This is a genomic window from Intrasporangium sp. (assembly GCF_051961875.1).
GTDB lineage: Bacteria > Actinomycetota > Actinomycetes > Actinomycetales > Dermatophilaceae > Intrasporangium_A.
Genome location: NZ_JBQCCV010000132.1, coordinates 1 through 5,100, shown reverse-complemented (window position 1 = coordinate 5,100; position 5,100 = coordinate 1). Strand labels below are relative to the sequence as shown.

The following is a 5,100-nucleotide window of genomic DNA, read 5'->3' as shown; positions in this document are numbered from 1 at the left end:
CCGGCGAAGTAGATGCCGGGGAAGCGCGACCAGTACGTGTCCTTGTATCGCTGCGGGTCGCCCCACACGCCCCGGAGCATCGAGGGCCACGGGTCCTTGATGACGAGGTAGCCGCCGGAGCCGTTCGGCACCGACTGGCCGGCGTCGTCGACGACGTCCGCGGTGATGCCGGGGATCGGGCGCATCGCCGAGCCGGGCTTGGCCGCCGTGACGCCGGGGAGCGCGCTGATCATGATCGCGCCGGTCTCGGTCTGCCACCAGGTGTCGACGATCGGGCAGCGGTCGCCGCCGATGACGCGGCGGTACCACATCCACGCCTCCGGGTTGATCGGCTCGCCGACCGAGCCGAGGAGCCGGAGCGAGCTCATGTCGAACTTCGCCGGGATGTCCTCGCCCCACTTCATGAACGTGCGGATCGCGGTCGGTGCCGTGTAGAGGATCGTGACCTTCTTGTCCTGCACGATCTCCCAGAACCGGCCCTGGTGCGGGGTGTCTGGAGTGCCCTCGTACATCACCTGGGTCGCGCCGAGCGTCATCGGCCCGTAGACGATGTAGGAGTGGCCGGTCACCCAGCCGATGTCGGCGGTACACCAGTAGACGTCGGTCTCGGGGTGGACGTCGTGGACGACGGCGTTCGTGTAGGCGCACTGGACGAGGTAGCCGCCGGTGGCGTGGAAGATGCCCTTCGGCTTGCCCGTCGTCCCGGATGTGTAGAGCACGAAGAGGGGGTGCTCGGCCTCGACCGGGGTCGGGGTGTGCTCGGTCCGGGCGCCCTCGAGGGCCTCGTGCCACCACAGGTCGCGGCCGTCGTTCCAGGCGGTGTCCTGCCCGGTCCGGCGCACGACGAGGACGTTCTGGACGGAGGTGTCGCCGTGCTCGAGGGCGGCGTCGACGGCCGGCTTGAGGGCGCTCGGCTTGCCACGGCGGTAGCCGCCGTCGGACGTGATGACGACCTTCGCCTGCACGTCCTGGATGCGGGAGTGGAGCGCCTCGGCGGAGAAGCCGCCGAAGACGACCGAGTGCGGGGCGCCAAGGCGGGCACAGGCGAGCATCGCCACGGCCGCCTCGGGGATCATCGGCAGGTAGATCGCGACCGTGTCGCCCTTGCCCACCCCGAGGTCAGCCAGGGCGTTCGCGGCGCGCTGCACCTCGGCGTGCAGCTCCGTGTAGGTGATGTCGCGGGTGTCGCCGTCTGGCTCGCCGACGAAGTGGATCGCGACCCGGTCACCGTGGCCGGCCTCGACGTGCCGGTCGACCGCGTTGTAGCAGGCGTTGAGCTCACCGTCGGCGAACCACTTCGCGAAGGGGGCCTCCGACCAGTCCAGGACCTGGGTGAAGTCGGTGCTCCAGGAGACGTACTTGCGCGCCTGCTCGGCCCAGAATCCCTCGCGGTGCGCCGCGGCCTCGCTGTACTGGTCCGCGGTGCCGTTGGCCTTGGCGGCGAACTCCGGGGGCGGCGGGAAGGTCCGGGTCTCCTGGAGGAGGTTCTCGAGCGTCTGATCGCTCACGGCGTCCACCTTTCGCATCGTCGTTGATCGAGGTCCACTCAAGTGGACCGGTCGACACGCTACAAGGGGCCGGTGGTGGCCGACCGCCGAGCGGTCCGAAATGGTCGACAGACGGTTTCCGTATGCCGCTCGCCGCGGTCCCGCGGGCGGGTTTCCTTGCGGCGGCGACGCTTCCGGTTGCGGGACCGGTGGGGGCAGGAGAGGCTTCGCATCATAGGGACCCGAAATACCCGAAATGTCCGTTTCTGCTGTTGTCTGGAAGGACAGGCATGACCCGTCGCCGAACCCACCCTTCACATCGTCTCGTCCGCCGCGCCACCGTGGCAGTCGCCACCTCTGTCGGGCTGGCCCTCAGCCCCGTCGTCGCCTGGGCGTGCGACGACGGCGAGCAGCACGGCACGGCCGAGGCCGCCCCCGCCTCGCTCCATACGGCTCGTGCGGTCGCCGCCGGGCAGATGGACACGACCGCGCCATCCGGCGACTACGGCTCCGTCGAGTTCATCGGCAACCTCCCCGAGGCGGTCGGGGCTACCGCCATCAACTTCCTCGACTACGGCGCCAAGAAGCGCGCCATGTTCGTGACCGGCCGCTTCGGCCTCAAGTCCTACGACGTCACGAACCCCGAGAAGCCCAGGCTGCTCGACTCGATCGACATGCCCGGCTTCTGGGAGAACGAGGACATGGACGTCGACCCGAGCCGCAAGCTCGTCTTCCTCTCCCAGGACCCGCGCGCCTTCGGGCAGCCGCAGAACTCGGGCGAGTCGGGTGTCTACATCGTCTCGGCGCGCGACCCCGAGAAGCTCGAGATCCTCAGCTTCGCCCCGGTCCCCGCGGGCCACACGACGACCTGCATCAACGACTGCAAGTACCTCTGGACCGGTGGCCCGATGAAGGACGACAGCCAGCCCGCGGACTGGCAGGGCCGCCCGATCTTCGTCACCGACATCACCAACCCCAAGAAGCCCTACGTCTACCCGACCCCGGTCGACCTCGGCCGCAACGACGGCGTCACCGACTACGTCCACGACGTGCAGGTCGACGAGGACGGCGTGGCCTGGGCCTCGGGCCGCGGCGGGCTGCGTGGCTACTGGACCAAGGGCCGGCACTGGGACCCGGTGCAGAAGGTCAACCGAGTCGCGACGGCGTCCGACCCGGTGCCGTATGCCGGTGGCAAGTTCGTGCAGCAGCCGGACGTCGGCTTCCCCGGCGGTTCGTTCGCGCACAACGCGCTGCGCCCGACCCGGTCCCTCGGCGGCCACCCGGCCGGTGACCTCGCGCTCGTCACGATCGAGAACTTCAGCGACTCGTGCGAGACCGACGGCAACCTGCTCTTCGTCTCCCTCGGTGACAGCCGCGACGGCCAGGGCTGGCGCTCGACGCCGGAGAACCCCTACCGGCTGAAGATCGTCGGCGAGTTCACCCCGTGGGGCCAGGAGGGCAGCGATCCCAAGACCGGCTGCTCGGCCCACTACTTCGAGATGAAGGGCGACCTGGTGGTGCAGTCCTTCTACGGCAACGGGACCCGCTTCATCGACGTCTCCGACCCGGCTCACCCGCGGCAGGTCGGCTACTACCGGCCGAACGGCGGCTCTTCGGCGGCTCCGTACTTCAACGGTGACGTCGTCTATGTCGCAGACGGCCGCCGTGGCGTCGACATCATCCGCCCGACCATGGCCAAGGTCGGCTGACACGTGACCGGACGACTCCGACAGCGTCGTCCGGCTCCGACCCCGTGGGTCGCACTGGGGATGGGGGTGCTGCTCGCCGGATGTACGGGCAGCACCCCCGGCACGGGGGGAGCGGACGGAGCCGCGGCTGGGTCCTCGACGGCGGGGCCAGTCGCCATGGAATGCGGGCTCAGCGTGCTCGACGACGGGCAGCAGGTCATGCGCTACTGCGGCGACGGCGAGGCGCGCATCACCGTCACCGGCGGCCCGTATGACGTGAAGGGCGCCGAGTGCCGCCAGCGAGGCGAGTTCCTCACCGCCAACTTCGGCACGAACTTCTCCAAGGACGAGACCGCCCAGGGCGAGTACGTCGGCCTCCTGCTGCGAGGAGTCCCGGCGTCCGGCACCAAGGCCACCGACGTGAAGATCTCCGGCCTCGAGGTGACGGTGGCGGGCAAGCGGCAGCCGCTGACCGACGCGACGGTGAAGGCCTCGATCCAGGCAGGTCGCCTCGAGGGCAGCCTGCACGGTGGCACCGAGGGCGGGCCGGTCACCATCGAGTTCCGCTGCGCCGCGACCTGATTCAGTAGGCCATGCCCATCACCGCCCGCACCGTGGCGAGGGTCCGGTCGGCGACCTCGTTCGCGCGGGCATTGCCCTCGTGCAGCACCGTGGTCAGGTAGCCCGGGTCCCGCGACAGCTCCGCCCGCCGCGCCCGGTGCCCGGCGAGGCCCTCGTTGACCGCCTCCGTGACGACCTCCTTGAGCCGCCGGGCGCCGCCGTCGCCGATCGCCTCGGCAAGCTCCGCCGGCGACTTGCCACGGAACAGGGCCGCGATGGTCAGCAGGTTCGCCACCTCGGGGCGCCGCTCGGGCTCGTACGTGATGCGTCGCTCCGGGTCCGTCTTGGCCGACCGGATCCGGGCGGCCGTCTGGTCCGCCGAGTCGCGCAGGTTGATGACGTTGCCCTTGGACTTGCTCATCTTCGTCCCGTCCAGGCCCATGAGGAGCGGGACGTCGCCGAGCAGCGCCTCCGGCTCGGCGAACACGCTGTGCCCAGCGGCATACCGGCTGTTGAAGCGGCGCGCGATGGTCCTGGTCAGCTCGAGGTGCGGCAGCTGGTCGCGGCCGACCGGGACCACCCGTGCCTGGCAGAAGAGGATGTCGGCGGCCTGGTGCACGGGATACGTCAGGAGCAGGCCGGAGAGGGGCCGCCCCTCTGACAGCGCGAGCTCGTCCTTGACCGTGGGGTTGCGGCGCAGCTCGGCGTCGGTGACGAGGGACAGGAACGGCAGCATGAGCTGGTTCAGTGCGGGCACCGCGCTGTGCGTGAAAATGGTCGTCCGCGCGGGGTCGAGCCCGGCCGCGAGGTAGTCGAGCACGAGGCCGCGCACGTTGTCACCGATCTCCCCGACCGAGTCGCGGTCGGTGATGACCTGGTAGTCCGCTATGACGACGAAGGACTCGACACCCTTCTCCTGCAACCGAACCCGGTTGCGCAGGCTCGCGAGGTAGTGCCCGATGTGGAGCGGCCCGGTCGGCCGGTCGCCGGTCAGCATCCGGAACCGCGTCGGGTCCTGCGCCGCGCGTTCGTCGATGAGCGCGTCGAGCATGGCGCTGGACGCCAGCGCAGCGGCATACGTGTCGCGTTCGGTGGTGATGGTCATGTCAGCTCCTGGGATGGGTGCCCACGGGTGACATGCAACGAGCCGCCCGCGGGCGGCTCGGATGGGTACGTTCGACTGGGCCGCCTCTCAGAGGGGCAGCCACCACGCGCGCTGGGCGGTCGAACTCACGAACCGATTGTATGCCCGTGGGCCGGTGCCCGTGGTCGGGGACGCGGCTGGGACAGGTGGGACCAAGCGCTCACTCGTCGAGCAAGGGCGGGTGACGCCGGTGTGACGGGTGGGACCACGCGCTCACTCG

4 protein-coding genes are annotated in these 5,100 nt (G+C 70.1%); 2 read left to right on the top strand and 2 right to left on the bottom strand.

Features of this window, described 5'->3' with window-relative positions:
* Positions 1 to 1,526: acetate--CoA ligase (gene acs / locus ACTHJJ_RS08030; RefSeq protein WP_440302416.1), on the bottom strand; the 1,526-nt coding region annotated here is incomplete at its 3' end.
* 251 nt (positions 1,527 to 1,777) lie between these two features.
* On the opposite strand from acs, the gene ACTHJJ_RS08025 reads away from it, so the two are divergent.
* Together ACTHJJ_RS08025 and ACTHJJ_RS08020 are read left to right on the top strand one after the other, a co-directional pair.
* Positions 1,778 to 3,196 carry an LVIVD repeat-containing protein gene (locus ACTHJJ_RS08025; protein WP_440302415.1) on the top strand — a complete coding sequence of 473 codons (1,419 nt, stop codon included), beginning with the start codon at positions 1,778 to 1,780 and terminating at the stop codon, positions 3,194 to 3,196.
* A 174-nt stretch (positions 3,197 to 3,370) separates the two neighbouring features.
* Positions 3,371 to 3,757 carry a hypothetical protein gene (locus ACTHJJ_RS08020; RefSeq protein ID WP_440302414.1) on the top strand — a complete coding sequence of 129 codons (387 nt, stop codon included), beginning with the start codon at positions 3,371 to 3,373 and terminating at the stop codon, positions 3,755 to 3,757.
* 1 nt (position 3,758) lies between these two features.
* Here the strand turns inward: ACTHJJ_RS08020 and trpS are convergent, their stop codons facing one another.
* Positions 3,759 to 4,841 carry a tryptophan--tRNA ligase gene (gene trpS, locus ACTHJJ_RS08015; RefSeq protein ID WP_440302413.1) on the bottom strand — a complete coding sequence of 361 codons (1,083 nt, stop codon included), beginning with the start codon at positions 4,839 to 4,841 and terminating at the stop codon, positions 3,759 to 3,761.
* Between the last annotated feature and the right edge of the window lie 259 nt (positions 4,842 to 5,100).

What these genes read in the sequence shown, in the direction of transcription:
- trpS (WP_440302413.1), bottom strand. Translation starts at nt 4,841, where the DNA reads ATGACCATCACCACCGAACGCGACACGTATGCCGCTGCGCTGGCGTCC.
- ACTHJJ_RS08025 (WP_440302415.1), top strand. Translation starts at nt 1,778, where the DNA reads ATGACCCGTCGCCGAACCCACCCTTCACATCGTCTCGTCCGCCGCGCC.